General features: G+C 61.1%; 21 protein-coding genes and 1 pseudogene. 3 read left to right on the top strand and 19 right to left on the bottom strand.

All coding sequences use genetic code 11. The features are described 5' to 3' along the window. Both I5W_RS27965 and I5W_RS27960 read left to right on the top strand, forming a co-directional pair. A partial coding sequence (locus tag I5W_RS27965) for a DHA2 family efflux MFS transporter permease subunit (protein WP_252717258.1) occupies positions 1-1527 on the top strand: 1527 nt, incomplete at its 5' end. A gap of 66 nt (positions 1528-1593) precedes the next feature. Further along, complete coding sequence (locus I5W_RS27960) at positions 1594-2331, top strand: helix-turn-helix transcriptional regulator (RefSeq protein WP_044531714.1); 738 nt, start codon at positions 1594-1596, stop codon at positions 2329-2331. Positions 2332-2361: 30 nt separating this feature from the next. Here I5W_RS27960 and I5W_RS27955 read toward each other — a convergent pair whose 3' ends face one another. The 17 genes from I5W_RS27955 to I5W_RS27875 all read right to left on the bottom strand — a co-directional run bounded on the left by I5W_RS27955 (position 2362) and on the right by I5W_RS27875 (position 24277). Continuing rightward, positions 2362-3171, bottom strand: coding sequence for an AraC family transcriptional regulator (locus tag I5W_RS27955; protein WP_044531713.1), 810 nt, complete (start codon positions 3169-3171; stop codon positions 2362-2364). A gap of 112 nt (positions 3172-3283) precedes the next feature. Next, on the bottom strand, positions 3284-4000 hold the full coding sequence (locus I5W_RS27950) for a glutamine amidotransferase-related protein (protein ID WP_044531712.1): 717 nt from the start codon (positions 3998-4000) through the stop codon (positions 3284-3286). A 169-nt stretch (positions 4001-4169) separates the two neighbouring features. After that, the gene (locus I5W_RS27945; protein WP_050010729.1) at positions 4170-4652 is read right to left on the bottom strand and encodes a glutathione S-transferase family protein; all 483 of its coding nucleotides are present in this window, start codon (positions 4650-4652) and stop codon (positions 4170-4172) included. Further along, on the bottom strand, positions 4649-5839 hold the full coding sequence (gene metC, locus I5W_RS27940; protein WP_083893645.1) for a cystathionine beta-lyase: 1191 nt from the start codon (positions 5837-5839) through the stop codon (positions 4649-4651). The genes I5W_RS27945 and metC overlap by 4 nt, the downstream gene beginning before the upstream one ends. 14 nt (positions 5840-5853) lie before the next feature. Further along, the gene (locus tag I5W_RS27935; RefSeq protein ID WP_044531711.1) at positions 5854-6507 is read right to left on the bottom strand and encodes a pyridoxine/pyridoxamine 5'-phosphate oxidase; all 654 of its coding nucleotides are present in this window, start codon (positions 6505-6507) and stop codon (positions 5854-5856) included. Positions 6508-6511: 4 nt separating this feature from the next. After that, positions 6512-7420, bottom strand: a complete 909-nt coding sequence (locus tag I5W_RS27930) for an HpcH/HpaI aldolase/citrate lyase family protein (RefSeq protein ID WP_044531710.1) — start codon at positions 7418-7420, stop codon at positions 6512-6514. Positions 7421-7448: 28 nt separating this feature from the next. Beyond that, on the bottom strand, positions 7449-7865 hold the full coding sequence (locus I5W_RS27925; protein ID WP_044531709.1) for an acyl-CoA thioesterase: 417 nt from the start codon (positions 7863-7865) through the stop codon (positions 7449-7451). A 40-nt stretch (positions 7866-7905) separates the two neighbouring features. After that, entirely contained in the window at positions 7906-9042 is a 1137-nt protein-coding gene (locus I5W_RS27920; protein WP_044531708.1) for an acyl-CoA dehydrogenase family protein, read from the bottom strand. A 672-nt stretch (positions 9043-9714) separates the two neighbouring features. Further along, a complete protein-coding gene (gene typA, locus I5W_RS27915; protein WP_044531707.1) occupies positions 9715-11556 on the bottom strand; it encodes a translational GTPase TypA in 1842 nt (613 codons plus the stop codon). 157 nt (positions 11557-11713) lie between these two features. Continuing rightward, positions 11714-12718 carry a tRNA pseudouridine(55) synthase TruB gene (truB, locus tag I5W_RS27910; protein WP_044531706.1) on the bottom strand — a complete coding sequence of 335 codons (1005 nt, stop codon included), beginning with the start codon at positions 12716-12718 and terminating at the stop codon, positions 11714-11716. 119 nt (positions 12719-12837) lie between these two features. Continuing rightward, positions 12838-13230, bottom strand: coding sequence for a 30S ribosome-binding factor RbfA (rbfA, locus tag I5W_RS27905; RefSeq protein WP_013235544.1), 393 nt, complete (start codon positions 13228-13230; stop codon positions 12838-12840). A 109-nt stretch (positions 13231-13339) separates the two neighbouring features. Next, positions 13340-16222: a translation initiation factor IF-2 gene (gene infB / locus I5W_RS27900; protein ID WP_044531705.1), complete on the bottom strand. Its 2883-nt coding sequence runs from the start codon at positions 16220-16222 to the stop codon at positions 13340-13342. A gap of 52 nt (positions 16223-16274) precedes the next feature. After that, positions 16275-17834: a transcription termination factor NusA gene (gene nusA / locus I5W_RS27895; RefSeq protein WP_017452119.1), complete on the bottom strand. Its 1560-nt coding sequence runs from the start codon at positions 17832-17834 to the stop codon at positions 16275-16277. Then, positions 17831-18325 (bottom strand): ribosome maturation factor RimP, encoded by a 495-nt coding sequence (gene rimP / locus I5W_RS27890; protein WP_017452118.1) that lies wholly within the window; start codon positions 18323-18325, stop codon positions 17831-17833. Before rimP ends, nusA begins: the two co-directional genes overlap by 4 nt. Positions 18326-18715: 390 nt before the next feature. Next, complete coding sequence (gene rluB, locus I5W_RS27885; RefSeq protein ID WP_044531704.1) at positions 18716-20758, bottom strand: 23S rRNA pseudouridine(2605) synthase RluB; 2043 nt, start codon at positions 20756-20758, stop codon at positions 18716-18718. Then, positions 20745-21701 (bottom strand): SMC-Scp complex subunit ScpB, encoded by a 957-nt coding sequence (scpB, locus tag I5W_RS27880; protein WP_044531703.1) that lies wholly within the window; start codon positions 21699-21701, stop codon positions 20745-20747. The genes rluB and scpB overlap by 14 nt, the downstream gene beginning before the upstream one ends. Positions 21702-22111: 410 nt before the next feature. After that, a complete protein-coding gene (locus I5W_RS27875; RefSeq protein ID WP_017452115.1) occupies positions 22112-24277 on the bottom strand; it encodes a putative bifunctional diguanylate cyclase/phosphodiesterase in 2166 nt (721 codons plus the stop codon). Between the two features lie 301 nt (positions 24278-24578). On the opposite strand from I5W_RS27875, the gene I5W_RS27870 reads away from it, so the two are divergent. After that, positions 24579-26174, top strand: coding sequence for an FMN-binding glutamate synthase family protein (locus I5W_RS27870; RefSeq protein ID WP_017452114.1), 1596 nt, complete (start codon positions 24579-24581; stop codon positions 26172-26174). Between the two features lie 134 nt (positions 26175-26308). On the opposite strand, the gene I5W_RS27865 is transcribed toward I5W_RS27870, so the two are convergent. Both I5W_RS27865 and I5W_RS33800 read right to left on the bottom strand, forming a co-directional pair. After that, on the bottom strand, positions 26309-26545 hold the full coding sequence (locus tag I5W_RS27865) for a sulfurtransferase TusA family protein (protein WP_017452113.1): 237 nt from the start codon (positions 26543-26545) through the stop codon (positions 26309-26311). Between the two features lie 157 nt (positions 26546-26702). Next, a pseudogene (locus I5W_RS33800) lies at positions 26703-26859 on the bottom strand (ADP-ribose pyrophosphatase); the annotation flags it as partial.

Here is a 26859-nt window from a genome sequence, read left to right as displayed (position 1 = left end):
GTTGCCGCCCCACTGACGGCGAGCCCACCCGTCAATGTCCCGCTGACCAGCGTCGGCCTAGCCCTGGCCGTCTTCATGCAGGTGATGGACGGTACCATTGCCAACGTTTCCCTACCTACCATCGCCGGCAACTTGGGCGTGACTCCCAGCCAGAGCGCCTGGGTCATTACCACCTTCACCTTGTGCAATGCCATTGCCCTGCCGCTGACCGGCTTCCTGGTGCGGCGCATCGGGCAGGTTCGCCTGTTCCTGTGGGCCACGCTGCTGTTTACCCTGTCCTCGCTGTTATGTGGCCTGGCCTGGAACATGGAGGCGCTGTTGCTGTTTCGTGCCCTGCAGGGCTTGGTCGCAGGCCCGATGATTCCGACCACGCAGGCCCTGATGCTGTCGATCTATCCCCAGGAAAGAAGAAGTTTCGCCCTGTCCGTGATTGCCATGGTGACCGTCGTGGCCCCCATCGCCGGCCCCTTGCTGGGCGGCTGGATTACGGAACGCTATGCCTGGGAATGGGCGTTTCTGATCAACGTTCCTATCGGCTTGCTGGCCTGTTCGGTGGTCTTCGACCAGTTGGGCAAGCGCGTGGAAAGCACGGTACAGAGCAAGGTGGATTACGTCGGCTTGGCCGCGCTCATCATCGGTGTGGGAGCACTGCAACTGGTACTGGACAAGGGGAACGACGAAGACTGGTTCCATTCGGACATGATCATCATCGCCAGTGTCATTGCGGTCATCGGGATCGCCTTTTTCCTGATCTGGGAATTGACCGAGCCCAATCCCATCGTCAATCTCAAGCTGTTCCGCTACCGCAACTTTGCCGCCGGCACACTCACGCTGATCCTGGCCTACTCGGCCTTTTTTTCGGTCAACGTCATGGTACCAAGCTGGCTGCAGCATTCGCTGAACTACACCGCCATCTGGGCCGGTCTGGCCGCAGCACCGATGGGTATCCTGCCGGTATTGACCACTCCCTTCATGGGCAAGTATGCAGCGCGACTGAACATGCGCATGACGGTCTGCTTCGCCTTCGGCACGCTGGCCCTGAGCTGCTTCCTCAGGGCAGGCTTTGCCACCGACATCAGTTTCGAACAAGTGGCGCTGGTTCAATTGCTGCAGGGACTGGGCCTGGCCTTGTTCATCATGCCAATCAATACCATCCTGCTGTCCGATCTGAAACCGGAAGAAATTGCCGCTGGCTCTGGCCTGTCGACCTTCCTGCGCACGCTGGGGGCCAGCTTCGCGGTTTCCATCACGACCTTGCTGTGGGAGCGGCGCACCATCCATCATCATGCGCATCTGAGCGAATCCATCAGCCGCTACAGCCCATCGGTGCGGCAGCAACTGGCCAGTTTTGCGCCCCAGCACAGCACTGCCATGGCAGAAAACATGCTCAATGGCCAGGCCTATCAGATTGCGTTCAATGATGTTTCACTGCTGCTGGGCTGGGTATATATCGCAGCCATCGCCCTGGTCTGGCTTGCCAAACCGCCTTTCAAACCCAAAGGAGGGCCTGGCGCAGCCAAAAAATAGATTGTGCTGCTGTCTGTCAGGACAGCCGGTACAGCCAAGCAATCGGATCGACGCGCCTTGCAGCACATGAACAGTACCCACCTCTGGCTGAAATTGAACGGACCTATCGACAAGAGCGAGCTACGGGACATGCTGCTCTCACTCACCATGGCGCTGGGATTTGAAAAAGTCTTGTTGACTGTCATTCCCGCCGTCACAAGCTCGCATTGTGCTCCGTTGGTGCTGACCAATTGCGACGAGCACTGGGCGCGGGATCATTACAAGGTCCGCAACGACAACAGCGATCCCATCTTTGCCCACTGCCGGCACCACCAGCAGCCTCTGCTTTGGGATGAGCACTATTTTTCCGAAGCAGGCCACCCCCTGCTCTATCAGGAGTTCGCCAGGCAGGGAATGCGCCTGGGTGTGAGTCTGCCCTCACATGGTCCACATGGAGAAATGGGTGCGCTCACCATGGCGATGGACACGATGGAGCCAATACGCAACAGGCAGCAGCATCTGATGCAATGCCTGCCCGAACTGGCACTGGCGCGCGATGTGTTTCTGGAGGCGGCAGCGCGCCTACGTGATGCGCAACGCGGCGAACCACCCAAGCTGAGCACGCGCGAAGTGGAATGCCTGAAATGGCATGCCGCCGGGAAAACATCGTGGGAGATCGGCGCCATCCTCAACGTCAGCGAATCCTGCATCAACTTCCACTTCGCCAATATCCGCCGCAAATTCAACGTCAGCCACCGCCACGAGGCGATGTTGAAAGCGGTGCAGTGGGGACTGATCCGGCCAGGACAAATACTGATGCACTAGCAAGGCGTTGGGCCATGGCGAGAAGCGCATTCATTCTTTTCTCTCGGCAAAGTAATGCGCAGGCGAATCTCCGAAGTAACGTTTGAACATGACAATGAAACTGCTCGGGGTGGCGTAGCCCAGCGCGTGCGAGACATCGCTCACGGAGGCGCGATTGGCCAGCATCTCCAGCCCTCGTATCAACCTGGCCAACTGCTGCCATTGCGCAAAACTGTGGCAGGTTTCAGCCTGAAAGCGCCGGGACAGAGTGCTGGGCGACATGCCCGCCCACCGCGCCCATTGCTCTTGCGTGCGGTTGCTATCAGGCTCCTTGAGAAAAGCGACGGCGATACGCAGCAGCCGGCGATCTTCCGGCATGGGTAAATGCAAGCCCTCATGGGCTGCAAGACGCACTTCGTCGAGCAGGATCTCGCTGATTCTTTGCTGTTCCACATTGCGCGGCCCGGATTTACTCCACGACAACGCGCGGCGAATGATGGCGCCAAGCAGCTCGCCGATGGTGATGACACAAGGTCGATCCTGCAAATCGCGACAGGCATCAGGATGCACCAGCACAGTCCAGCCACTCATGGCACCACTGATACTGACCTTATGCCGCATGGCCGGCGGAATCCAGGCAGCCCGACTGGGCGGCAACAGCCAGGCACCATGCACGGTGCTGACCTGTACAAAGCCGCTTTGCACGCAGAAAAGCTGTCCCCGTACATGCTCATGCCAATCATATTGCCGAGTTCCCAGTCGGAACTCGGAGCCGGGCAAGTCCTCTCCCTCCAGCACGAACAAAGTGGGGCCGTCCAGACTCTCGCTGTAGTTTCCTTCATGTTCCGGCGTGATGGTCATAGCCGTTGCCTGCTGGACCGGCTATTCAAGCCGGGCATGTCTGATAACTTCATATATGCATTCTCCCTACCCATACCGGGCCCCCTCTGCGCGGCAATTCGCCTGATCCCGATCAGCGCGTTACAAGCGCATCCGACCGTAACCATCGTTCGAGAAAGCAGTACAACCAGACCGCGCACTCGCGGTCATGCAAACGTCCCAGACGCAACTGGGTCAGCCGATTCTGTGCACCGGGCTGCTGCAGCTTGTGTTGGGCTGCGGCACTCCAGCGCTGTGCCATCTGCAGACTGACTTCCGGATGGAATTGCAAACCGTATGCCGACGTCCCATAAGCAATGGCCTGGTTTTCGAAATCCGGGCTGCTGGCCAACAGCGTCATTCCTGTACTGCGTTGGAAACCTTCACGGTGCCACTGATAGACACGTCCTGGCCATGGCCCCATGGCGCGCCCGGCGCGGGCGGCAAGAATGGAGCCATAACCGATCTCGACCTTGCCATCGGAACGCGCCGCCACTTTCGCCCCCAGATGCAAGGCCAGCATCTGGGCGCCCAGGCAGATTCCCAGAAAAGGCTTTTGTTGCGTCAAGGGAGTGCCGATCCAGTCAATCTCCTCACGTATCCATGGCTCGGGATCATTGGCACTCATCGGTCCGCCAAAGACGATGGCCCCGCCATGACGCTCCAGGCTGGCGGGCAACTTCTCGCCCAGGGGGGGCCGCCGGATATCCAGCCCGTAGCCGAGTCGGGTCAGCGCCCGCCCCACCCGGCCCGCAGTGGATTGGGCCCGGTGCAGCACCAGCAGGATGGGAAGTTTTGCCGCGCTGTTCATGCTGGGCGCGCCGACACCCCACGCAAGGTTTCGTAGGAGACCATCACGTTAGTCCGGTAGGCTGGACGCGATTGTAACTGCTGATACCAATTGCGCACGTGCGGTAGATCAGGACGCTCGATGTCCATCGTGAAGTAGCGAAACAGGCTGGCACCCACGGGAATATCGCCTAATCCGAAGCGATCACCACTGAGGTAGGCTGCTTCCGGAGGACGTCATCGAGCATGAAGAAATGCTGCTCGCAGCGCTGGATCTTTTCCTTGATGACGGACCAGTCGCGCTGGGATTGTGGCGTGCGTACCAGTTCCCAGAACAGACCCGTCATCAGATCAGGTTCCAATGCAGTCTGCCCCCAGTCCATCCAGCGCTCGGCCTGCGACCGTATCACCGGATCATCGGACCAGAACCGGCGCTGCGGATCCAGTGCTGCCAGTGCCCGCAGGATGACATGAGACTCCCAGATGGGCGTGCCCTCCCACTGGATGAGCGGTATTCTGCGCGTGGGGTTCATCGCGACGTATTGCACTGTATTGAGCGAGCCTTCAATTCCACCTGCCGGGACGTGGTGATAAGGCATTCCCAGCTCATCGGCCAGCCACAGCACTTTCTGGACATTGAACGAACTTTTGCGGCCCCAGATAGTGAGCATCATTCCTCCTTTGATCGGCGCGCCTGCGCATAACGATCCAGCCCTGCTGCCAGATCGGCGGTCAGATCTTCAACGGCTTCCAAGCCGATATGCAAACGCACCGCCTGCGAACCAACCGGCCAACGTCCAGCCAGATACGGGGCCTGCAGCGAAATGGGAAGAGCCAGACTCTCGAAACCGCCCCAGGAATATCCCAGGCCGAACCATCGTAATCCATTCAGAAAAGCGGCGACGGCGGCTTCCGGGGCGGGCTGCAGCACGACCGAAAATAGCCCTGAGGCGCCGCTGAAATCACGGCGCCACAACGCGTGCCCGTCAAAACCAGGCAAGGCTGGATGCAACACCGCAGCCACCTCGCAGTGATGACTCAGGAATTGAGCTACCTGCAAGGCATTGCGTTGATGCTGCTGCAACCGCACGTCCAGGGTACGCAACCCGCGCAGGGCCAGGAAAATATCGTCAGGCCCCACGCATAAGCCCAGATCGCCATGCAATGAATGCAGCCGGGACCACCACGCGGGATTGGCCGATACCGTTCCCAGCATCACATCCGAATGACCCGACAGATACTTGGTGCCGGCATGGATGCAGAGGTCCACACCCAACTGTAAAGGCTTGCAGAACAGCGGGGTTGCCCAGCTATTGTCGGCAATCACTGTCAAGCCATGCGCCTGTGCCAGCGCGACAATGGCGGGCATGTCGGGTAGCTCGAAGGTATTGGAGCCGGGTGCCTCCACATAGATGGCACGCGTGTGCGGCCCGATGAGGCGGGCAATCTGATCGACGCTGGCGCTGGGGGCATAGAAACTGGTCTGTATATTCCATCGTGCCAGCCATCCTGCGCAGGCCATTCGCACCGGCCGATATACGCCCTCGCTGACCAGCACATGCTCACCCGGCGCCAGCACCACCTGCAATGCCAACATGCAGGCATTCAAACCAGAGGGGCAAAGCACCACGCCTGCAGCCTGCTCCAGCTCGGTAAGCGCAGTTTGCAGTGCTTCGCTGGTGGGTGTGCCGCGTCGCGCATACACATAAGGCTGCGCATGGCCCTGGAGTTCTTGCACCGTCTGACTGAGCACGGTGGAAGCGTGGAACACCGGTGGATTGACGAAGCCATGATAGCGCTCGGATTGGCGCCCAGAATGCGTCAGCAATGTCTGGATATGCCCTGTTTCCATCGGCCCCATGCTTGTCCTCGGCGTCATGGCCATAGCAGCTCACGCCGCCAGGCCTTGGCGTGGCGCGCATAGCGCAAGCGCGTAAAGAGGCGCTGTTTATCAGCGTGCCAGAACTCCACCGTCTCCGGCTCAAGCACGTACATGGTCCAGGAGGCAGCGATGCGACCAGGGGTCTGACTGAACTGGGCCAGTTGTTGCTCAATCGCCGCCGCCATCACCTCGGGCGACTGCAATGGCATACTTTGTCGGCCCAAAAGGATCGCTGCGCGCGACTTGTCGGGACGGGCCAGGTAATCGGCTGCGCCGACCTCGGCAGGTAACGTAGCGATCCGGCCGCGTATCCTCACCTGGCGGGCGACACCGGCCCAGTAGAAAGTCAATGCGGCCAAAGGCTGCTGTCCCATCTGCCTCCCCTTGGGACTGTTGGCGTTGGCAGCAAAGTGCCATCCCCGTTCATCCACGTTGAGCAGCGTCACACTGCGTGCATCGGGGCAGCCTTTTTCATCCACCGTAGAGAGCGTGACAATATGCGGCTCAGGCACCCCACGCTCCAGGGCAAGTTGCAGCCACGCCAGAAAAAGCAGATGCGGCTCATCAGGAGCTTGCTCTGGTTGGAAATCAGCCTGAGCCCCCACCAGCACGTCCAGCGATTTCAATTGAATTTGAAGTGGATTCATTCCATTACCCCATGCCAAATTGCGCCGCGCGCGCGAGCAATCGGCGCGCAGCGAGATAGTCGGGAACCTCCACCAAGAAGGTATCGGCCACCGCTGCCGCTACCCGCTTGCCACCAGCGGCCGTGCGCGCATTCTCGAAGGCCTCGATGCAACGTCGGGCCGCGGCGATGTCGTCGTCGCTCGGCGTGAGCACACGATTGACCAGAGGCACGAAGTGCGCATTCACAATGGCCTTGGCCTTGAATCCCAAGGCCAAGGATTGCTGCATGTCCCGCGCCGCGCCGGCCGAATCCGTATAACTGTAGGGACAGTCGATGGCGCTCATTCCCAGCGAGGCACATTCAATAAGAAAGCGGGAGCGCACATAGTCGAGTTCGCGTCCCTCTCGTGTGCGCTGCGCACCGATGTCGGCCACCATGTCTTCGGTGCCGACCAGTACCGCGCTCACGCGCGCGCTGGCCCTGGCAATGGGGATCGTATTGAGCAGCCCCAGGGGCGATTCGATATTGGGCACCAGCTCCGTGGTTCCTGGCACAATGCCGTATTGGCGTTCCAAGCGTCCTACGACTTCATCCAGTGCCTCCATCTGCTGCGGCGTCGAGACAAAGGACATCATGACCACTTGCGGCGCGGCCGCCATCAGTAAGGTCAGATCCTCCATGCCACCGGCTTCCAGACGATCAATGCGCACCGCAGTGACCGCACCGGCGGCCTTCCAGTGCCGCATAATGTGCGCACTGAGACGACAGGCTTGCGCTCGCGCCGGGGTGGGGGTGAAGGTTTCGACTTCCTGGATCAGGACATCGGCGCCGCTGTCGGTGCCTTGCATCAAGGCGTCCTCATCGGCACCGGCCAGAAACAGCCAGGAGCGTCGCAAGGCCGGCGGCCTCGGTGTTCTATCAGGCAGTTGCATATTGCCTCCGCAGAATGGATGAACGGGCTTAGAGCGCCCCTTGGAACTGCAATACGAGCCTCTTCAATGACTCTGGCACCTGCACACTCGCATTGCTTGCGTAGTCGAAGGCTACGTGCGTGGAGGTGGCCTTGGCCACCCTGACCGGATCAGCGCCCAGACGCGAGACGGCGTACTCCATCTCAAAGCTCTTGCTGCCGAAACGCGTGACACGCGCCTGGATGCTCAAACGGTCGCCCAGCTTGGCCGGTTCCAGGTATTCGCAGGTGGTCTTGACCATGATCTGCGGCAGCTTGGCCTCCAGTGGCACCTCCAATAGCCAGTGCATGTAGCTCACGTAAGCGTGTTGGACATATTCGTAATAAACCGGACTGCTGACATGGCCCATGGTATCGATGTCGCGATACCTGACCTCCAGCTCCAGCGAAAAAGGTTTTGCTTGCATGGGGCGCTCCTTTGAGGATTTTTGAGAGAAGAGGGAAACATCAATGCGTCAGGCGCGTGATCTGGTTGAAGATATTCTTGCGATGCATCTCTTCGGTTCCCCCCACGCTGCAAAATCCCAGCGCATCGCGCAGAAAATCGGAGACCGGGCCGCTGTGATAACCCAAACTGCCGAACATGCGCAGCAAACCCGTGGCCGAGTTAACCAAGTCATCGACCCCCGATAGCTTGCTGATGGAGCAGCTCATCCAGGCCTCAGGATGTCCTTCCAGCAGTTGTCCCAACGCGCCATAGGCCATCCAGCGATTGCGCTCCATGCCGATCTTCATATCGACCAGACGTTGTTGAACGTACTGATGCTGATCAATCGCACTGTCGAAACTCTGGCGCTTGCGGGCATAGGAAACGGCTTCATGAAACAGTGGGGTGAGGATCGCAGCCGCCACCAGGCCGTAATACAAGCGTCCCAGCGAAATGATATTGATCAGGTTGCCCAGCCCCTCCTTGGGCTTGCCCAGCAATTGATGCGACTCGATGCGCACCTGATCGAATTGCAGGCTGCCGGTAGGGAGTTGCATCAGTCCCAGCTTCTGATCCATTCCGGTACAGGTGACGCCGGCCTGATCGTTGTCGAGCAAGACCAGGGTGGTGCTGCGCTGCTCACCGTCCGCCAGTTTGGCAACCACTAGCGTAAAACGGGCCAAGGGGGCATGAGCAATGTTGAACTTGGTGCCATTAAGCAGGAAGCCATTACCCTCTGGGGTGAGCAATGTGTTGATGCTGCGCACATCGGTCCCGGTGGTAGGTTCGGCAATGCCAGTCGCGCTGGGCTCGCCCTTGAGGATCGCCGACAGATAGCGGTTGCGCTGTGACGGAGAACCATAGATCGCCAATGCCCTGACCATGCCAGCCTGGGCAATGATCGACAAGATCAGTGCAGGACTGCGGCACGTGCGTGCCAATGCTTCCAGCACGTAGCTGAAGCACCACCAATCCTCACCACTACCGCCCTGCGCGGGTGCCACAATCAGCTGCCATAAGCCCTGTTGGCGTAGCAGGTTCCAACTGGCCCAGTCAAACCCTTGCTGGCCCGGCTGCTGGGCATGGGCGATGTGTTGACCTATTTCTGCAAACCGCTCGACTGTATTTCTTTGAGCCGTATTCAAACTCAACAGCATGGACATCTCCTCACCGTAGTTGCAAATCTACAATTAATTCCATGGCGCAAGAATAGTGTCCTGGAAAGCAACATGTAACTGTCAGAGCTGATAGTTGACCGCAACTGACGGCGCGGTGCACAGACTCAACAACCGGCGTGGGGACGGGGAGATCAATAGAAAGAAAGGGCGGGAGAAGAGGCAGACCAGGTGCGCAAATAGAAAGCCCGCAAGGCTTGCGCGTTGCGGGCTGGTGTCCCCTCTATCCTCTTCGAGATAGGATTTTTCGTACAGCAGACTCGATTTTGCACCACAATCCGGCAGCCGTCATTTCGCAATGCACAAAAACAGCGCAGCACAAATTATTTTGGACAAACGTTCATCTTGCTAAAAGATGAAATGAAGAGGAAGAACCAAGAGCAGCACCAACCTGACAGGCAATCCCCTGCCAGCAGCCACTTTAGCTGAATGGCAAAAAAAAAGCCCACAACCGAAGTTGCGGGCTTGAATCCAATTCTTTAGGAGGAAATTGGAGGAGACAGGTGTAACTATATGGCAGTGCATCATGGCTGTCTGCTTTTTTGTGCTGATATCAGTTATTCACAAACCAGATATCACCACCAGCCTTGCCCACCATTCCCGACTCTTCACTGCAGGCAGGCCCCGATGAGCCCGCCCTTCCCTACTACCGATTTACATGGACTCTTCGCGCGAGGCCTTCTTGCGCTCATGTTCCTTCAGGTGACGCTTGCGCAGGCGGATGCTCTTCGGGGTGACTTCGACCAGTTCGTCGTCCTCGATGAATTCCACTGCATATTCCAGCGACAGTTCGATCGGCGGCACCAGGCGCACGGCTTCGTCGGTACCGGAAGCACGCACGTTGGTCAGCTGCTTGCCCTTGATCGGGTTGACCACCAGGTCGTTGTCACGCGAGTGGATGCCGATGATCATGCCTTCGTACACCGGGTCGTTGTGGCTGACGAACATGCGGCCACGGTCCTGCAGCTTCCACAGTGCGTAGGCCACGGCAGCGCCGTCGTCCTGGGAGATCAGCACGCCGTTGCGACGACCGGCCAGTTCGCCCTTGGTGGTGTCCACCGGCTTGTAGTCGTCGAAGACGTGGCTCATCAGGCCAGTACCGCGGGTCAGGGTCATGAATTCACCCTGGAAGCCGATCAGGCCACGCGCCGGGATATGGTATTCCAGGCGCACACGGCCCTTGCCGTCCGGTTCCATGTTCTGCAGGTCGCCACGACGACGGCCCAGTTCTTCCATGACGCCGCCCTGATGGGTTTCTTCGACGTCCACGGTCAGGTTTTCGTACGGCTCTTCGCGCACGCCATTGACCATGCGGAACACCACGCGCGGACGCGAGACGGCCAGTTCGAAGCCTTCGCGGCGCATGTTTTCGATCAGGATGGTCAGGTGCAATTCACCACGGCCCGACACTTCGTAGGTCGAGTCGTCGTTCTCGGCCTGCACCACGCGCAGGGCCATGTTGGACTTCAGTTCCTTTTCCAGGCGGTCGCGGATCTGGCGGGTGGTGACGAACTTGCCTTCGCGGCCAGCCAGCGGCGAGGTGTTGACCATGAAGTTCATGGTCAGGGTCGGTTCATCGACCTTCAGCATCGGCAGGCCGTTGGGCGCATCCGGCGCACAGATGGTGGAGCCGATGCCAATTTCTTCGATACCGTTGATCAGCACGATGTCGCCGGCCAGGGCTTCATCGACCAGTACGCGCTCCAGGCCCTTGAAGGTCAGCACCTGGTTGATGCGGGCCTTGGTCGGCTTGTCTTCGGGACCGTTCATCCACACCACGTCCTGGCCACCCTTGATGCGACCGGCCAGGATACGGCCCACGCCGATCTTGCCGACGTAGGAAGAGTATTCCAGCGAGGTGATCTGCAGTTGCAGCGGTGCGTCCGGGTCATCCTTGCGGGCCGGCACGTACTTCAGGATGGCGTCGAACAGCGGCTCCATGTTGCCTTCGCGGGTTTCCGGATCCAGGCTGGCGTAGCCGTTCAGGCCCGAAGCGTAGATCACGGGGAAGTCCAGCTGTTCTTCGGTGGCGCCCAGCTTGTCGAACAGTTCGAAGGTGGCGTTGATGGCCCATTCGGCGCGTGCGCCCGGGCGGTCAATCTTGTTCAAGACCACGATGGGCTTCAGGCCCAGGGCCAGCGCCTTGCGGGTCACGAAGCGGGTCTGCGGCATCGGGCCTTCCTGGGCATCCACCAGCAGCAGCACCGAGTCCACCATCGACAGCACGCGCTCGACTTCACCGCCGAAGTCGGCGTGGCCTGGGGTGTCGACGATGTTGATGTGGGTGCCCTTGTATTCCACCGCGCAGTTCTTCGACAGGATGGTGATGCCGCGTTCCTTTTCGATGTCGTTGGAGTCCATCACGCGGTTGTCCACTTGCTGGTTGTCGCGGAAGGTGCCGGACTGGCGCAGCAGCTGGTCCACCAGGGTGGTCTTGCCGTGGTCAACGTGGGCGATGATGGCGATGTTGCGAATTGCGCGGATATTGTTTGACATGGTGAATGTGGTTGGGAAATGCCGAATCTCGGGAGGCGCGCATTATAGCATGTTGCGACGCATGAACTTTGGAAAAACCTGTGTTATCAACGGCTTGCCGAGGTCCCTGGCACATCGGAGAAGGCCGTACTGCAAGCCGTTTTGAAGCTATCTATCCTCAGGCGGTGGACACCAGCCTTTCGGGGGCCAGGATGGCGTATTCCTGCAACAGTCCGGTACCCAGCAAGGCGGCATCCGAACTGCGATAGACCCGCACGCGGCCAGTCTGCTGCGGCACCTGTACACCTTCCTTACCCAGCGGCAGGCGCTGGCCGTGCAGGAAGCGGCGCGCCAGTTCATCGCTGAGCTGCACCGCCGGGAAGCTGCGCAACAGGCCATCCACTGGCAGCAGCAGCGCCTTGCGGGCCTCCAGCTCGCCAGCGGCCTCGAAAGCCTCCAGCGTGACCGCGCCATCGAGCGTGAGACCACCGACCCCGGTGCGTCTCAAGGCATTGAGGTGGGCCCCACAGCCCAGTACTTCACCAATATCTTCACCCAGCACGCGGATATAGGTCCCTTTGCTGCAAGTGACGCGGATGCGCAACATCGGCGCCCGGTAGTCCAGCAGTTCCAGCGCGTGGATGGTGACATTGCGGGCTTCGCGTTCCAGCGTAATGCCGGCGCGGGCGTATTCGTACAAGGGCTTGCCGTCGCGCTTCAAGGCCGAGTGCATGGGCGGCACCTGGCTGATGGGGCCGCGGAATTGCGCCAGGACCGCTTCGATCTGCTCCAGGCTAACCTCGACTGCGCGCTCGCTGATGACCTGGCCTTCGGTATCGCCGGTATCGGTGCGCACGCCCAGATGGACGATGGCTTCATAGGTCTTGTCGGCTTCCAGCAAGTCCTGCGAGAACTTGGTAGCCTCGCCGAAGCACAGCGGCAACAGGCCGGTGGCGAACGGGTCCAGGGTGCCGGTGTGGCCGGCCTTGGGCGCATTGATCATGCGCTTGGCGCGGATGAGCGCATCGTTGGAAGACAGGCCCACGGGCTTGTCCAGCAACAGCACGCCGTGCACCGGCACGCGCGGAGGGCGCGGCGCGCGGGGCGGCTGGCCGCGCTTGGCGCGCGGCTGCGGGGTATCAGGAGAAGCGGATGCGGTATCCGCCGTCGTATCGTCGGCCATGAAATGCAAGACCGGCCTCACGCTTCCCATGAAGGAAGACGCAGACCGGTGTGAAGAAATGAAGAAAACTGCGAGACTGCCTGTGCAAGCGGCGCAGCCCGTACCGAAAGAACGCAGGCTCAGGCCTCGTCGTCCGAATCCTTGGCGCGGGTGGCGTTGGCCTCATCGATCAGGCGCGACATCTCAATGCCGCGTGCGGTCGAGTTATCGTGTACGAAATGCAGTTCCGGCAAGGTGTGGATGGTCAGCCTGCGGCCCAACTGGGTACGCAGGTAACCGCCCGCCTTGCGCAGGCCAGCCAGGGTGTTCTTGATCGCTTCGGGGTTGTCCACCAGCGTGGTGAAGAAGACCTTGGCGTGCGCGTAGTCCGGCGTGACCTGCACTTCGGTAATGGTGATCATGCCCACCCGCGGATCCTTGAGCTCGAAGGCGATCAACTCCGACAGATCGCGCTGGATCTGATCGGCGACGCGCAAGCCGCGTCCGGGAATGGATTTGCTGTGTTTTGCCATGCTTTAAAAAAACAATCCGCCGAGGGCGTGGCGGGAGGATTCCCGCGTTGCTGCGACGGATCTTGCCAGTGAAGCCGGCGCATCGATAACGATACGCCGGCGTATTGCATTACAGGGTACGGGCGACTTCCTGGACTTCGAAGATTTCGAGCTGATCGCCCACTTCGATATCGTTGTAGCCCTTGAGCGAGAGACCGCACTCGAAGCCCGACTTGACTTCCTTGACGTCGTCCTTGAAGCGCTTGAGCGAGTCCAGTTCGCCGGTCCATACCACCACATTGTTGCGCAGCAGGCGTACTTGCGAACCACGCTTGACCAGGCCTTCCAGCACGTAGCAGCCGGCAATCGAACCGACCTTGCTGACCACGAACACCTGGCGGATTTCCACCAGACCCAGGGCCTGTTCGCGCTTCTCCGGCGACAACATGCCCGACATCGCGGCCTTCACCTCGTCCACCGCATCATAGATGATGTTGTAGTAACGGATGTCCACGCCCGAGGCTTCGGCCAGCTTGCGGGCGGAGGCGTCGGCACGGGTGTTGAAGCCGATGATGACGGCCTTCGAAGCCACCGCCAGGTTGACGTCGTTTTCGCTGATGCCGCCCACTGCAGCGTGCACCACCTGGACGCGCACTTCGGCGGTCGACAGCTTCTGCAGCGACTGCACCAGGGCTTCCTGGGAACCTTGCACGTCGGTCTTGATGATCATCGGCAGGGTCTTGACCTCGCCTTCGGTCATCTGGTCGAACATGTTTTCCAGCTTGGCGGCCTGTTGCTTGGCCAGCTTCACGTCGCGGAACTTGCCCTGGCGGAACAGGCCGATTTCGCGCGCCTTGCGCTCGTCGGTCATGACCACCACTTCTTCACCGGCGGAGGGCACTTCGGTCAGGCCCTGGATTTCCACCGGCAGGGACGGGCCTGCCTCGGCGATGTTCTTGCCGTTCTCATCCAGCATGGCACGCACACGGCCATAGGCCGAACCGGCCAGCACGACGTCGCCGCGCTTCAAGGTACCGGATTGCACCAGGATCGTGGCCACCGGGCCGCGGCCCTTGTCCAGCTTGGCTTCGATCACCAAGCCACGGGCTGGCACATCGACCGGTGCCTTCAGTTCCAGCACTTCGGCTTGCAGCAGGACGTTTTCCAGCAGCGAGTCGATGCCTTCGCCGGTCTTGGCCGACACGGCGATGAACGGAGCATCGCCACCGTATTCTTCCGGCACCACTTCTTCGGCGATCAGTTCCTGCTTGACGCGGTCGGGGTTGGCGCCGGGCTTGTCGATCTTGTTGATCGCCACGACCAGCGGCACACCGCCAGCCTTGGCGTGGGCAATCGCTTCCTTGGTCTGGGGCATGACGCCGTCGTCGGCGGCCACCACCAGAATCACGATGTCGGTAGCCTTGGCACCGCGAGCACGCATGGCAGTGAACGCCTCGTGGCCCGGAGTATCCAGGAAGGTGATCATGCCGCGCGGGGTTTCCACGTGGTAGGCGCCGATGTGCTGGGTAATGCCACCGGCTTCACCCGAGGCCACCTTGGTGCGACGGATGTAGTCCAAGAGCGAGGTCTTGCCGTGGTCAACGTGACCCATGACGGTAACCACCGGGGCGCGCGGCAGGGCTTCGGCGTCGGCGTGTTCTTCGCCTTCGACCAGCAGCGCTTCCGGATCGTCCAGCTTGGCGGCGTGGGCGCGGTGACCCATTTCTTCCACCACGATCATCGCGGTTTCCTGGTCCAGCACCTGGTTGATGGTGACCATCTGACCCAGCTTCATCAGGTGCTTGATGACCTCGGAAGCCTTGACCGCCATCTTGTGGGCCACTTCGGCCACGGTGATGGTTTCGGGCACGTAGACGTCATGCACCACCGCTTCGGTGGGCACCTGGAAGTTGCTTTCACGCTGGTCGTCGCCATGCGAGTGACGACGGCCCTTGGGGCCGGCACGCCAGCCATCGCGACCACCGCCACCGGTGGCGCCACGCGACTTCATGCCGCCGGCGCCACGCTTCTTGGCGTCGTCCTGCCAGGTGGAGGAGACATTGGCCGACTTGATCGACTTCTTGTCTGCGGCCACGGCGGGCTTCTTCTCATCCTTCTTCTCGGCGGGCTTGGCGCCGGCCGCCGGCTTGTGCAACGTGCCTTCGGAGGTCTTGGCAGCAGGCGCGGCCGGTTCCGGTGCCTTGATGACGCGACGCGGCGCATTCATCATGGCCTTGATCTGGGCCACTTCATCTTCCACGGCCTTGCGCGCGCGCTCGGCGGCAGCAGCACGGTCGGCGGCTTCCTTGGCGGCAGCATCGGCCTTTTTCTTCGCTTCTTCAGCAGCAGCGCGCTTCTTTTCTTCCACTGCCGGATCGACCGCAGCAGGCGTAGTCGGTGCCGTGGCAGCAGCAGGGGCCGGAGCGGCGGCAGCGGCAGCCGCCTTGGCCTTCTCGGCTTCGGCAGCGGCCGCAGCTTCTGCCGCCTGGCGCTTGGCTTCCGCTTCTGCGGCTTCGCGGGCACGTTGCTGTTCCAGCTCGGCAGCCTTGGCCTGGGCAGCGCGCTCGGCCTCCAACTGGGCCAGACGTTCTTGCTGGGCCTTCAGTTCGGCCTGACGGCGAGCCTCTTCCTGCTCACGTTCCTGCGCTTCGGCAGCCGCATCGCGCTGGATCGCCGCAGCACGCGCTGCAGTCTCTTCCACGCTGGGCTCGTCACGCTTGATGAAGGTGCGCTTCTTGCGCACTTCCACCTGGATCGTGCGCGATTTGCCGGTTGCATCGGCCTGCTTGATCTCGGTGGTTTCCTTGCGGGTCAACGTGATCTTTTTCTTATCGCCTTCCGGCGCGGCCCCACGCGAACGGCGCAGGTGTTCAAGCAGGCGGTCCTTGTCTTCCTTCGACAGGGAATCGGATGCAGAGCTCTTCTCGACCCCGGCCGAACGCAGCTGGGTCAGCAGCAGGTCAGCAGGCATCTTAAGCTCGGTGGCAAATTGGGCAACGTTGTTACTCGCCATTCAGTCCTCTTTTCTATGTGGCTCGGCAGATGATGTGGAGACGCTCCGCTTTTCAGCGGCCTTCGACTGCGCTCCATGCCTTGGCCTGCAGGGCCTTGGCGCGCTCATCGTATTTGGAATCGATGAGCTTCATTTCATCGTCGGTCACATCTTCAAATGCATTTTCAATCAGTTGGCGCGCGCGCTCGGAAGGCAGGGCCAGGATCGCGCCGAATTCGTCATAAGCCAGGCCAGCGAAGGCCGGCAGCGTCTTCACGCCAGCCAGACCCAGCTTGCCGGCCAGCACACGGTCCAGGCCTTCGAAGTTGATCAGCTCCTCATCCATGCCATCCAGGCCTTCTTCGGAGGCGATCGCTTCGGTCACCAGGGCGTCGCGGGCGCGGTTGCGCAGCTCATTGACGGTCTCTTCGTCGAACGATTCGATCTCGAGCATCTCGTTGATCGGCACGTAGGCGATTTCTTCCAGGGTCGAGAAACCTTCCTCGACCAGGATGTCGGCCACTTCCTGGTCAACATCGAGCTTTTCCATGAACAGCGTACGGATCAGCGCGGTCTCGGCCGCCGACTTGTCGGCCGATTCCTCGGCCGTCATGATATTGATCTGCCAGCGGGTCAGTTCGGCTGCCAGACGCACGTTCTGGCCACCACGACCAATGGCGATGGCGAGGTTTTCTTCATCCACCACCACGTCCATCGCGTGCTTTTCTTCATCGACCACGATCGAGGTGACGTTGGCCGGGGCCAGCGCGCCGATGACGAACTGGGCCGGATCTTCCGACCACAGCACGATGTCCACGCGCTCGCCGCCCAGTTCACCGGTCACGGCCTGCACGCGCGAGCCGCGCATACCGACGCAGGTACCGATGGGGTCGATGCGCTTGTCGGCGGTATAGACCGCGATCTTGGCGCGCACGCCCGGGTCACGGGCGGCCGACTTGATTTCCAGCGAGCCTTGTTCGATTTCCGGCACTTCCAGCTCGAACAGCTTCATGATGAATTCGGGCGCGGTGCGCGACAGGATCACCTGCGGGCCACGGGCGCCGCGGTCCACGCGCAGGATGTAGGCCCGCACGCGGTCGCCGATGCGCAGGTTTTCCTTGGGGATCATCTGGTCGCGCGGCAGGCGGGCTTCGATCTTGCCGGATTCGATGATGGCGTCACCGCGCTCCATGCGCTTGATGGTACCGGTCACCAGGGCGTCGCCACGGGCCAGGAAGTCGGCCAGGATCTGTTCGCGCTCGGCGTCGCGGATGCGCTGCAGGACCACCTGCTTGGTATCTTGCGCGAAGCGGCGACCGAATTCGACGGATTCGATCGGATCTTCGATGTATTCGTCGACTTCGATATCGGGGAACTGTTCCTTGGCTTCGAACAGCAGCACTTCCTGGTCGGGCAGTTGCAGGCCGGCTTCGTCAGGCACCACGTGCCAGCGCCGGAAGGATTCGAACTCGCCGCTTTCGCGGTCGATCGAGACGCGAATGTCGACCTCGCCTTCATAGCGCTTCTTGGTAGCCTGCGCAAGCGCGTGCTCCAATGCGCCGAAGACGACTTCCTTATCGACGTTCTTTTCGCGCGCCAGCGCATCGACCAACAACAAAATTTCGCGACTCATCCTTTGCGACTCCTAAAATCGACCTGCGGCACCAGATGTGCCTTATCCACATCGGCCAGCGTGAAATTCAACACGGCAGCCGACCCATCGTTTGCTTCAAATTCCAATACCAGTTCCTCGCCCTCGGGCTCGCGCAGCACGCCTTCGTAGGTCTTGCGGTTGGACGTGCCGGGCAAGGGTACGCGCAGCTTGATGACGGCTTCGCAATCGACGAAGCGCACGAAGTCCGAGAACTTCTTCAAGGGGCGGTCCAGTCCGGGCGAGGAGACTTCCAGGCGCTCATAGGCCACGTCTTCGACGGTGAAGACGTGCAACAGCTGATGCGTCGCCTTCTCGCAATCCTCGACGGTGATCGAACGCGCTTCTTCTGCTTCGGGGTCGAACGGAAAATCGATGAAGACGCGCACCAGACCGCGCTGCGCCTTCTCGAACTCGACCAGTTCGTAGCCCAGGCCCGCGAGGGTGGATTCGATCAGCTCCAGCAATTGCAAGACTATTTCTCCATCAGGATGCCGGTGGCAGGGTTGCGACCGCCGGACATCTAAAATTGATCAGCAAAAAAAAAATGGGCATCTGCCCATCTTTTGTTATCTCACGCAACTCGAGATCACACATCACGCGAACCACCGTACTTCCATCGTTCATGGCGCAGGCGGATCTATCAATGATTTATCACATATGCGATTCGCGGCAGGTTGCGTTTAACTAACACATTATAACCGATACAGCTATGCGCAGCAATTCCGGAATGGTGTCAAATGTGCTTGAGGCGCCAAAAACGTCCATAAAAAACGTCATTGGCGCACTTCCTGCGAGCTTGCCAGGAGCAGCGGAGCTACACCGCAGCCTGCCCGATGCATTTCCACCGGGCAAGCCAGGCATCAGCGACCGCCGCGCCGGCGATTCATGCCTGGCAGGCCGCCCAGCATGAAGTTGGCGGCAGTATTGCCACCACGCTGCGGGCGATTGCCGCGACGCTGGCCATTGCCGATATCGGGGAAGCCCAGCGCGGTCTGCAGCGGATCAGGCTGGCGGCTCTTGGGCTGGCCACCCTTGTTGCCACCACCATAGTTGCCGCCATTGCCATAGTTGCCACCACCCTGGTTGCCGAAGTTGCCGCCATTGCGGCCCTTCTGCGGCCCCTTGTTCTGCATGGCGTTGCCACGCGGACCATTGCCGTTACCATTGCCCTGGCCCTTGCCGGCATGACCGCCGTTGCCGGACTTGGCTTCGCCAGCCTGCTTTTCCAGGCCACAAGCGGCCATCAGGTTGCGCACGGCGTTTTCTTCCAGTTCTTCCCAACGACCACGCTTCAAGGTCTGCGGCAGGGTCATGGCGCCGTAACGGGTACGGATCAGGCGCGAGACGGTCAGGCCGACCGCTTCGAACATGCGACGCACTTCGCGGTTGCGGCCTTCGCCGATGGTCACGCGATACCACTTGTTGACGCCTTCACCACCACCATCGGCGATGCGCGAGAACTGCGCCGGGCCGTCATCAAGCTCCACACCGGCCAACAGCTTCTGGCGCATCCCCTCTTCCAGCTCGCCCAGGGTCCGCACGGCGTATTCACGTTCAATGTTGTAGCGCGGGTGCATCAGGCGGTTGGCCAGGTCACCAGAGGTGGTAAAGAGCAACAGGCCTTCGGTATTGAAGTCCAGGCGTCCCACCGCCAGCCACTTGCCGGCCTTCATGGCCGGCAGGCGGTCGAACACGGAGCTGCGGCCTTCGGGATCGGAATGGCTGACGATCTCGCCCGCGGGCTTGTGATAGACCAGCACGCGCGGCGGGCGCTTGCTCACCTTGCGCTGGATCAGCTTGCCGTTGATACGCACGGCGTCGGTGGGCAGGATGCGCTGGCCGATATGAGCCGGCTCGCCGTTGACCGAGACGCGGCCAGCCACGATCAACTCTTCCATGTCGCGCCGCGAACCCAGGCCGGCGTCGGCCAGCACCTTGTGCAGCTTAGGGGCATCGTCCTCGGCGGTGAGATCGCGGCGGCCATTCTTGCCGCGCATCTGGTGCGCCTGGCGGCCACCGGCCTTGGCACCTTCGTCGCGGTCGTAGGCTTCGGAAGTCACGTAGGAAAAGATGTCATCGACCGGCTCGGTCGCGCGCAGGCCCAGTTGCGGGGCCTTGGGCTTCTTGCCGTTCTTGTCGAAATTCTTCTTGCCTTGCTGGCCAGCCTGGCCGGCATGTGCATTGTTCTTGCCGAACTGGCCACGCGGCTGGTGGCGCTCGGCGGGAGCGGCATCGCCCTCCCCCTTACCCTGGGCGGGAGCGGCTTCGGCACCACCGGCCGCAGCGCGTTGCGCAGCGCGGTTGTTACGCAGTGCGCGCGGGCCACGCACACCGCGGCGGGCGGGCTTGGCACGGTTGGGATCGACCGGGGCGTCCAGCAGCACCGGCGGCGCCACCACCTCCTCTCCCACGGTGACGATGACCTTGGGCAGTTCGGGCGCGACCGGGGCCGGCGCTGGTGCGGCCGCTTCAGGTGCGACGGCAACCTTGGGCTTGGCCGCGCGCTTGGGCTTGGCCGCAGGCGCGACCGGCGCACTCTCCATGGCCAGGCTCAGTTGGGCCGGGGCCTCAGCCACAGGAGCTGCAGCAGCCGGGTCCACCTTCTTGGCGCGCGGCTTGGTGGCACGCGGCTTTTTCTCGGGTGCAACAGTCGGCTCGGCGGCGACCACCGCAGCAGGAGCCGGTGCGGCCTCATCGGCTGCGACCTTCTTGGCGCGCGGCGCACGTTTCTTCGGTGCCGGGGCATCGGCGGCGTCAGCTTGCGGTGCGGCCGTGACCGACTCGACCGCAGCAGTCTCGGCCGCAGGCTTGCGGGTACGCTTCTTCACCGGCTTGTCGGATGCGGCGGCATCGGCCGCGGCCAGGTCGACCTGGGTGTCGTCTTTGGAACTAGTTGGCTTCATTCTTCGAATCTGGATGTGGCGGACGCGCGTCATCTTCCCGCTGATCGGCCCGCTCGGTGGTGTCGTTATGCTCGCCTGCCGCTTCGACGGCGGCCTCGTTGGCGTCTGTGCCAGTTACGGCAACGTCTTGCTCAAAAGGTTCTTGCGCTGCTGGGGAAGCGTCTTCACTGCCTGCAGCACGCTCTTCCCCGGCGGCGGCTGCAATATCGGTGTGCTCGGCGGCTGGCGACTGTTCTGCCGGCTGCGCCTCTTCCATTTCGTTCACTTCTTTCTCGTCTTGCATGTCGGAAGCGTCGACGGTGTCAGCCTGGCCCTCCTGCGGCTCTTGCTCATCCTGTTCAGCCAGAGCGGCCACACCACCTTCGAGCGCCTGCAATTCCAGCAGTGCGCCCTGGGCGGCAGCCTCGCCGCTGACCTGCTGCAGCGGTGGCAATTCTTCCAGCGAACTCAGGCCCAGGTCATCCAGGAACTTGCGGGTGGTAGCAAACAGTGCCGGGCGGCCCGGTACGTCGCGATGACCGATAGACTCGATCCAGCCCCGGTCTTCCAACATGCGGATGGTCTGGGTGTTGACCGCCACACCGCGAATCTCTTCGATGTCGCCGCGCGTGACGGGCTGGCGATAGGCAATGATGGCCAGCGTTTCCAGCGTGGCGCGGGTGTACTTGGGCGGCTTCTCTGGATTCAGGCGTTCCAGGTAGACCTTCATTTCCTTACGGCTCTGGAAGCGCCAGCCGGTCGACAGGCTGACCACTTCCACGCCCTTGTCGGCCCAGTCGGCGCGCAGCTCTTCGAGCATCTGCCGGATGGTCTCGGCATTGATGTCGCTGCTCTCTTGGCTCTCGGGATCGACGTACAGCTTCTTCAGATCATTGATCGACAGGGGCTCATGCGTGCAAAGCAATGCAGTTTCGAGGACTTTCTTGGCCTCAGCAATATTCATGTACCACTCTTGTGCGTCTTGTTGTTAACAAAAGTTCGGCTTGCAGCGTGTCTCCGGCGCTACGGGTGCGACCAGCCAGGCCAACAGCCAGACCGAAACAGGCCAGGTGCGACAAGTCTTGCGCAGTGCTGAATGCGGCGGCGCTGCTGCCTTCCGGTGTTTGGAGATTGAATGAGCTGGAATCTAAGACCCGGGCAAATCGGCGTCGCGGAGGTATCGCGCTTTCGCAAAGCCGTCATGTCGCGGGGTTGCGGACGGCCGACCTGCACCTTTTCAACTACCGGCCTTGCGTCATGGAGCCTTTATTGGCCGCACAGGCTGCGGCGGTCGGGGCGCAAGGCATCAAAAGTACTGCGCGGAGTGTAGCACAAAGATTTACCGCGATGCAGCCTGTTACACCCTACGGACAATTATTTGCATGACAGCACCTCAGCACCTGGCCCCTGACGGCTCATCCAGGCAGTGAAATCCTCCACAGCCATGGGCTTGCCAAAGTAATAACCCTGTACTTCATCGCAGGCATTTTCCTTCAGGAAAGCATGTTGCTGCTCATCCTCGACGCCCTCGGCAATGACGCGCAGGTTCAGGATATGGGCCAGCGAAATGACGGCCTTGACGATGGCCGCACTATCGGCATCGCGCGCAATGTCGCGCACGAAGGACTTGTCGATCTTCAGCGCATCCACCGGGAAGCGCCGCAGGTAGGACAGGCTGGAGTAGCCGGTGCCAAAGTCATCCACCGAAATCTGCAAACCCAGACGCTTCAAGGCGTGCAAGGTGGCCACGCTCTTTTCGGCATCCTTCATGACCACGTTTTCGGTGATTTCCAGCTCAAGGCAAGCAGCGTCCAAGCCGCTTTGCGCCAGCACCCCGGAGACGAAATCAGGCAGGCTCTGGTTCAATTGGCGCGGCGACAGGTTGACTGCCACCGGAATGGGCGGCAAGCCGGCTTGCTGCCAACGTTTGTTCTGGTGGCAGGCCGTACGCAGCACCCATTCGCCGATGGGCACGATCAGCCCGGCCTCTTCGGCAAAGGGAATGAAACGGTCCGGCGGCACCATGCCCTGCTCCGGCGACTGCCAGCGGATGAGCGCCTCGGCACCAATGACGCGACCATCCTTGAGGCTCAGCTTGGGCTGGTAATACAGCTTGAATTCGTCGTGGTCCAGCGCACGGCGCAGGTTGATCAGCATTTCCAGGCGGTTGCTGACCTGGGTATCCATCCAGGGCGCAAAGAACTGGAAGTTGTTGCGCCCCTGCTCCTTGGCCCGGTACATGGCCGAGTCAGCCTGCTTCAACAGGGTTTCCACATCCTTGCCATCGCTCGGATAGCGACTCACGCCGATGCTGGCGGTGACCTGGAGTTCGCGGTCACCGGTCTGCCAGGGCCGCGCCACCGCTGCCAGGATGCGCTGCATCACCTCGGCAATGCCCAGCTCGCCACCGGTCTGGTTCTGCAATACCAATACGAATTCATCGCCGCCCTGGCGCGCCACCATATCGGTATCGCGCAGACAAGCCTGCAAGCGCTGGGCCACCGCCTTGAGCAACTCATCGCCGACCTGATGGCCCAGGCTGTCGTTGATGAACTTGAACTGGTCCAGGTCCACGAACACCACCGCCGTCAGCCCCCCCTTCTGGCGCGCCACCTGGATGGCGCGCTGCAGGTGTTCGCGCAGCATGTTGCGATTGGGCAAGCCGGTCAGGGCATCGTGGGTGGCCTGGTGGCGCATTTCAGCTTCGTACAGCTTGCGCTCGGTGATGGCTTCGACCGTGCCTTCGTAGCAGACCAGCTTGCCAGCGTCGTCATAGACGGCGCGGGCGTTTTCGGAAATCCAGATGATGTCGCCATCGCGCCGGTACACGCGCGACTCGAAATTGGAGACCGATCCATGCTGCTCCATCAGGCGCATGAATTCGGCCCGGCGCTCGGGCTCCACGTAGAGCTGGTGGGTGATGTCGCGCAGGCCCACGATCAGGTCTTCCGGCGAATGATAGCCATAGATGCGCGCCAGCGCCGGGTTGACGGCGATATAGGTGCCATCGGGGGTGGTCTGGAACACCCCCTCGATGGCATTCTCGAAGATGCTGCGATACCGGCGCTCGGCTTCCTGCAAGGCGTGCGCGGCTTCCTTGCGCTCGGTCACGTCCTGCAGGAAGCCCTCCAAGGCTTCCACCTTGCCGGCTGCGTTGTAGAGCCCCACCCCGCGCTCCCACACCCAGCGCAGGCTGCCATCGGCGTGCATGATGCGGTATTCGATGTCGATGCGACGGCGCTCGCGCATACAGGCATCGATATGCTTGCGCACCATGGCGCGATCTTCTGGATGAGTCAGCTGGAGGAAGGAGATGCGGCTATTGAGCAACAAGTCCGCGGGCGAGTAACCGGTCAGGGCCAGGCAGCCATCACTGACGAATTCCAGGGTCCAGTGGGCGTCGTCGCGGCAGCGATAGACCATGCCATCGAGGTTGGCCAGCAAGGTTTCCAGCAGGCGCGGCGGACGCACCAGGGCCGTCACCGATTGGCTCTGGCCGGCGTCGTGGCGACAGAGGGCGCGGGAAGCAACTGTTTTCATAACGACATCGTGTCTCCTGCCTGCATCCTGCCGGCAAGGGTGTGGTTGTGGAGTGGAGTCATGCACGGCACGCCCAATCCCCTCGGCGTGCGGCTGAATGATTCACCCAAGCAATAAGGATGCCACTACGCCAGTACCTGACTCATTGGGTGGCATGGTACTCCATTCGTCTTGATCGACGGGAAACACCCTTCACTTCGTCGCGTACTACGGTTGAGATTGGGCGTTAGAATCCTGCTCACCCTGTTGCTGGCCGCATCGGTCAGTGAAACTTTCTTCATAACAACAAGCGGACTCTTCTATGTGGGCAAATCGGTATTTCGTCTTCTGGGCTGTCGTTGCCCTCACGCTGGCGCTGCTGGCCCTGTCCGCAGCCCACCTGCTGGATTGGGGCTGGGTACTGATCCCCCTGGTCTTGACCGCCATCGGCATCCACGACTTGGTACAACGGCGCCATGCGGTCTTGCGTAACTATCCGCTGATCGGGCATTTCCGCTTCATGTTCGAAGCCATCCGCCCGGAACTGCGCCAGTACTTCTTCGAAGATGAAATGGATGGCCGCCCGTTCTCGCGCAAGAAGCGCAGCGTCGTCTACCAGCGCGCCAAGGCCGAAGTCGACAGCCGCCCCTTCGGCACCGAGATCGACATGCAGCAGGCCGGCCATGAATGGATAGGCCATTCGCTCTCGCCCACCAAGATCGCCAGCCACGACTTCCGGGTCACCGTCGGTGCCGACCGCGCCCAGCCGTATTCGATGTCGGTCTTCAATGTCTCGGCGATGAGTTTCGGCGCACTCTCGGCCAATGCCATCCGCGCGCTCAACCAGGGCGCCAAGAAGGGCAATTTCGCCCACGATACCGGCGAGGGCTCGGTCTCCGCTTACCACCGTGAATTCGGCGGCGACCTGGTATGGCAGATCGCCTCCGGCTATTTTGGCTGCCGCAATGCGGATGGCAGCTTTAATGAAGAAAAATTCACAACCCAGGCGCAATCACCACAGATCAAGATGATCGAGGTGAAGCTTTCGCAAGGTGCCAAGCCTGGCCACGGCGGCGTGCTGCCGGCGGCCAAGATCACCCCGGAAATCGCCGCCACCCGCGGTATCCCGATGGGCGTGGACTGCATCTCGCCGGCCGTGCACTCCTCCTTCTCGACCCCGATCGGCTTGCTGGAATTCATCGAGAAGCTGCGTAGCCTCTCCGCTGGCAAGCCGGTCGGCATCAAGCTGTGCGTAGGCCATCCCTGGGAATTCTTCAGCATCGCCAAGGCCATGTTGAAGACCGGCATCGTGCCAGACTTCATCACCGTGGATGGTTCCGAAGGCGGAACCGGTGCGGCGCCGCTGGAATTCGTCGATCACGTGGGGATGCCCTTGCAAGAGGGGCTGGTGATGGTACACAACACCCTGGTAGGCATCGGCCTGCGCGACAAGGTCAAGATCGGCGCCAGCGGCAAGATCGTCACTGCCTTCGACGTCGCACGCACACTGGCGCTGGGAGCGGACTGGTGCAACTCGGCGCGCGGCTTCATGTTCGCGCTGGGCTGCATCCAGTCGCAAAGCTGCCATACCGACCGCTGCCCCACGGGCGTGGCCACCCAGAACGCCAATCGCGCTCGCGCCCTGGTGGTGCCGGACAAGGCCGAGCGCGTCTACCGCTTCCACCAGAGCACCCTGCACGCGCTGCAGGAACTGGTGCAGGCGGCCGGCCTACCGCACACCTCGGCGCTGCGCCCGCACCACATCGTGCGGCGTATCAACGATCATGAGATCCAGTTGATGTCCAACGTGCTGAAGTATTTACAGCCCAATGACCTGGTCGATGGCAATTATCGCTATCGGGTCTATGAAAAGTTCTGGCCGATAGCCCGCGCGGAAAGCTTCCATCCCGAATTCTGAAGCCAGCTTCATGACCATCCGGCGATAACGAGACTAGGCGACAAAAAGCCCGCAGTTCATCGACTTGAACTGCGGGCTTTTCCAATTCTGCCTGCCGGGTGGCCAGAGCAACGGTGATGAGTCGGCAGGAGGGATTACTTGCGCTTCATGAAGAAGATGAACTCGTGTTCATCGTTCTGCGATTGCTCCAGCAGATCGTTGCCGGTCTGCTTGGCAAAGGCCTGGAAATCGCGCACCGAACCGGTATCGGTGGCGGTCACCCTGAGCACCTGGCCGCTGGTCATGTCGGCCAAGGCTTTCTTGGTCTTGAGGATGGGCAGCGGACAGTTCAGACCGCGCGCATCGAGTTCCCGGTGGAATTGAATGGTCATTACTTCGACTCAAAATGGATCACGACGAAAACGATTCTACTGCAAAATGCGCCGAGTTGATGCATCGCACAAGTTGTGTTGTTTTCGCCGCACTATGCTTGTGCAAAAGCGAGCATATTTCGAGATTCCACAGCCGGCGCGGCTGTTGTCGTCCTGATTACTTCTGGACCTGCGGCGTGCTAATCGGCGTGCTCGATCCGGCAAATTCCACGTACTGAACGGGCAGCTTGCGCTGGCGCATCCAGTCGGCCACGGCGTGACCGGTCCCGGCCGGCCAGGGGCGCAAGTCGGCCGGATCGGACAAGCGATATTCC

This window comes from Herbaspirillum sp. B65 (assembly GCF_000333555.1).
Lineage (GTDB): Bacteria > Pseudomonadota > Gammaproteobacteria > Burkholderiales > Burkholderiaceae_D > Herbaspirillum > Herbaspirillum rubrisubalbicans.
Note: the sequence above shows the minus strand (reverse complement) of the source record. Positions and strands in the feature narration are given on the sequence as shown.